General features: G+C 31.8%; 3 protein-coding genes and 1 pseudogene. 1 reads left to right on the forward strand and 3 read right to left on the reverse strand.

Features of this window, described 5'->3' with window-relative positions; genetic code table 11:
* Positions 1 to 240: 240 nt before the first annotated feature.
* Positions 241 to 1152, forward strand: coding sequence for an Rpn family recombination-promoting nuclease/putative transposase (locus LOK41_RS27415; RefSeq protein ID WP_241819267.1), 912 nt, complete (start codon positions 241 to 243; stop codon positions 1150 to 1152).
* A gap of 765 nt (positions 1153 to 1917) precedes the next feature.
* Here LOK41_RS27415 and LOK41_RS27420 read toward each other — a convergent pair.
* The 3 genes and pseudogenes from LOK41_RS27420 to LOK41_RS27430 all read right to left on the reverse strand — a co-directional run bounded on the left by LOK41_RS27420 (position 1918) and on the right by LOK41_RS27430 (position 4036).
* Positions 1918 to 2124, reverse strand: a complete 207-nt coding sequence (locus LOK41_RS27420) for a hypothetical protein (protein WP_241819269.1) — start codon at positions 2122 to 2124, stop codon at positions 1918 to 1920.
* A gap of 384 nt (positions 2125 to 2508) precedes the next feature.
* Positions 2509 to 2832, reverse strand: a pseudogene (locus LOK41_RS27425) (IS6 family transposase); the annotation flags it as partial.
* Between the two features lie 220 nt (positions 2833 to 3052).
* Complete coding sequence (locus LOK41_RS27430) at positions 3053 to 4036, reverse strand: DNA-binding protein (protein ID WP_241819268.1); 984 nt, start codon at positions 4034 to 4036, stop codon at positions 3053 to 3055.
* Between the last annotated feature and the right edge of the window lie 297 nt (positions 4037 to 4333).

Genomic DNA, 4333 nt, shown 5'->3' on the forward strand with positions numbered 1-4333 from the left:
CTGCACCAGAACCGTAAATTGTAATACCTTTACCAAAAAAAACAAAGTTTTTGAAACCAAACTATTTAAGGATAACTACAATTGAATGTTATGATTTTTTTATGTTCCAAAAACTGATACCAAAAGTGAATCTAGAAATTTGATTCACATATGTAGAATAGGGAGAAGGTTTGCATGTCATAGTTGTTTTTATGTACAATAAGGAAAAGAAATAGCACTAGACAGGGAGAGGAAAAACCTGTGTACAATCAGAAATTAGTAAATTTACGCATCGATTTTGCTTTTAAACAATTATTTGGTACAAATGGTAATGAGGATATTTTAATCGCGTTTTTGAATGCAATGTTACAAAATTCTTTAGAATCACCTATTGTTTCTTTACAGTTAGAAGATCCACATTTACATCGAGAACATGAAGAGGATAAATTATCGATTTTAGATATTTCAGTGACACTAGATACTGGAACAAAGGTAAATGTAGAAATACAGCTCAATAATAATCACGATATGATGAAACGAAGTTTGTATTATTGGGGGAGATTATATACGTCTCAATTGCAAAAGGGGATGCCATATAGTTCTCTTCACAAAACCATCACCATTAACCTGTTAAACTTTGTAATGTTTCCAGAATATGAGGAGTTCCATACAACAGGAATCTTGTGGAATAAGCAACAACAGAAGATATTGAGTGATGATATAGAAGTCCATATGGTTGAAATTCCGAAATTAATGCAACAGTGGCGGAATGAACAAGTAAATCCCTGGGAAGATTCTTTTGTTCGTTGGTTATTATTACTTCCAGCAAATGAAGATGAACACTTAACTCAAACATTGGAGGACATTGCCATGAATCAAGATCCGATTTTACAAAAAGCAATGAGCAAGTGGGAACGTATGAGCCAAGATTCTTCTTTCCGACAAGCCTATGAGGCAAGGGAAAAAGTGTTAATGGATGAAGCTGCAAAGATTGCTCATGCAGAGCAACAAGGGATAAAAAAAGGAAGAGAAGAAGGCATTCAAGAAGGAGTTCAGCAAGGGAAAATACAAATGATCAAAGGTATGAATGAACTGGGTGTCCCACTTGAAACAATTGCTAAAGCAAGTAAATTAAGCATAAATGAGATTGAACGTATTTTAGAGAAAAAATAATGAGTGAAAAAAGAAACGACGTCAAAATGGACTTCGTTTCTTTTTTATCTTCAAGAGAGTACATGAATATTCTCTTATTTGGAGTCACCATACATGCTCATCAACTTAAGAAAAATAAACATCAAAAAAAGAGCTCACTTCTTAAAAAACTAACTGTAGAGAAAGGAAATTCTCATTTTGGGGGTATGTTAAAATCTTATCTTGATAGCGATATGAGTTGTTCCCTTAGTTTAGGAAACTTCAGCAGAATTGCAATTAATCTCTTAACCTAAAACATCTTTGGCGTCTTGAGTATTGTTACCTTTACAAACACCCATTACCAGCACAAATAAGAAAGTGACCAATGGAAACGTAACAGTCTTTGTACGTGGCTACTATTTCTAGTGAATTAACACGTACATTTTTCCAATGGCGCCTCCTCAAACCTCATGCAATTTCTTCCCTTACTTGTTGAAGGTCTCGATAGAGTACAGTAATGGCATGAGAATATAAAAATCCCCTATATTTTCCTCCTTTCGTCGATCTAATATAGGGTATGCAAACAAGTTTCTCTTCTTGACTTTGAACCTTAAACTTTTGATTTACCATATAAGGCTCTAATCTTCAGGAGAATTCCACTAAATCTATACAACTTGGATATACTGATTACGCACCTTTTTTAGGGGCATACTATCAATATATCCAAGTTTAGGAGATTACTTGCAAGATTATTGAAATTTTTTGCACCAGAACCAGAAAAAGCCTTGCTGTATAAACAAGACTTTTTCATACAATGGTATATCTGGTATCATTTGAAACACATAAATTGGCCGTTTCAATTCTCACATGACATTTCCCAAATCGTCGCTTGACTTCTGATTTCAATTTCTCATTTGCTTCCTCTAAAGAACGTGCTGGAATGATTGTGGATTGTAAACCTCTTTCCTTGCCACCATACATCACAGAAAAATCAATTTCATACCGATGTATCATGGTTCCCTCACTTCCCTTCTTTTGAAATCGTTTTGTCCACTCGAACGAAAAATAAATACCAATACATAACCAAATATATGCAATATCTTCTAAAAAATAGTCCATCCTCCTCTTATTTCTTCAAAAATCTATATAAACCTCCTAACAAGCTGAATAACAAACAAATTTTTACTTGATATCAAATGTATTAGATCGTTCCATAAAACCCATTACAAGTAAATCTGAGCATTCACTTTCTTTGAAACGGAAATTTTTTGTGCTTATATTCGTAAGAAAATTGTTTTCCTACACACCCTATTGCCAATTCTGTTGGAAGTGTAGCCGATAATACAATAATCACTTGTTGGATTGGGTTCTCTCCCAAATAATGATTAGAAATGTACACACAACTAACAAATGAGGTTTAGAAACATGCGAAAAAGCCAAGGCTTCTTGAAAAAGCGCTTGGCTGCTTGTTTATTTCTTGATTTACTAAGGTAAAAATCAATGATGTTCCCTTCGGAATCTATAGTGTGATATAAATACATCCATTGACCTTTTACTTTGACGTAGGTTTCATCAACTTTCCATGAGTCGATATCGTGCTTTCTCTTCTAATTGAGGCCCATATTGATGAACCCAGCGCATAATCGTTAGGTGAACAATTGATAATCCGCTTTCCTACATCATTTCCACCAGGTTACGGAAGCTCAAGCATTTATGTAGGTGTTTTGAAGTATCTGCATGATCCAAACTTATATGATTAAATGCTAACTCAAAGATTTCCAACAAAAAAGAACCACTAAAAAGTGATCCTTTTTTGTTAAAGGCATAGTCCCACTCACATAGAGATTTGGAGAATAACTCTATAAGTTGTAGTATAGAACAATTCAATGCAAATTTATATGAATTTTTTACCTAATTTACTATATTGTGGTTGATAAAATTTTTATTTTTGATTAAGTAAGTGCTTATTAATTCTATCTTGAATTGCGCCTTTAATAAATTTTTCGATGGAACTATTTGTTTCTTCTACAATTTTTTTTATAGATTTATACTCGTTACTTGTGAGAGTTACGGGCTTTGTCAGGGTATTGCTATCTAAATATACACTATTGTTAACACGTGGTATCATTTTTCCTTCTATTATATAAGGTGCTAAATTATCCATCCATTCGGTTTGCATTCCAGATGGTAATGATATTAGAGATTGACGAATATCAAAATACCAAAATTCATCTTCTACTGATATTTTTAAGTTTCTTGGTGATACATACTGTAATATGAGATCTATAAATTGAAAAGTATCACTTCGATATTGATAAGATTTAGGAAAGCGGAATTTCACAAATCTTTGATGATGACTTCGCGGTTGATCAGATAAAGCGTAGGCAGGCTCATATCCTACTTTTATTGCATCCTCTAACGTCATATCATTTCCAAATTCATCATGTAGTATGATATCCCCACGTTTTGGAATGGAGATAATACGTGCTAACGTATTCCCTTTCATAAATCTTTGTAATAGTACTACATTATGCTTTTGTGAGTATGTATAAATTGTATTTTTCCGTTCTATTTGTTGTACCAATTCACAGACATCCTCTTCTTTCACAAATTTTGTTTTGCGATTACGATGCTCCTGTATCGTACAAATTATTTCGCCCTCTTCTATCCATTTTTCGAGTTGATACATACTGATATGGTACTCTTTACTTGCTTGATATAAAGTAATTCCTTCTACCTTAAGTTCTTCTTTTAATTTCTCTATTTCTTCCTTTTTAAATAAAAAGCTCCCATCTAAGCGCCATGTATCCTTATTAATTGGATTTAATTGTCCCTGTTTTATCAAATTATTAAATGTGAAGTGACTAATATCTAAATACTCTTTTACTTCGTTTGTGGTCATATTTATTTCGTATGCACTCAGCATTCATATTCCCCCTAATATTACATTTGTATAGAAAAGAAATAATATTATTATGTAAATTATAATTTATAAAATATATAATTTTAATTTATTATAACATAAATTAAAATTAAACTATTTAAATACGTATCTAATAACAAAAAGTAATTTCTAATTAAATTCATTTTTACATCGTTGTAAATCAAATAGGATATTATTAATTGTATTAAGAATCCTATAACCATAGAAATTAGAACATTTTCTATAGTTGTTATTCACTTTCATTTTTATAAAATTTAATCTTTCTATATAAATAATTTC

This window comes from Bacillus sp. TL12, from assembly GCF_022625245.1.
In the GTDB taxonomy this organism is placed as follows: domain Bacteria; phylum Bacillota; class Bacilli; order Bacillales; family Bacillaceae_G; genus Bacillus_A.

Excerpts from the sequence above, each read along its gene's own strand:
- LOK41_RS27420 (WP_241819269.1), bottom strand. The coding sequence starts at position 2,124 with ATGATACATCGGTATGAAATTGATTTTTCTGTGATGTATGGTGGCAAG.
- LOK41_RS27430 (WP_241819268.1), bottom strand. The coding sequence starts at position 4,036 with ATGCTGAGTGCATACGAAATAAATATGACCACAAACGAAGTAAAAGAG.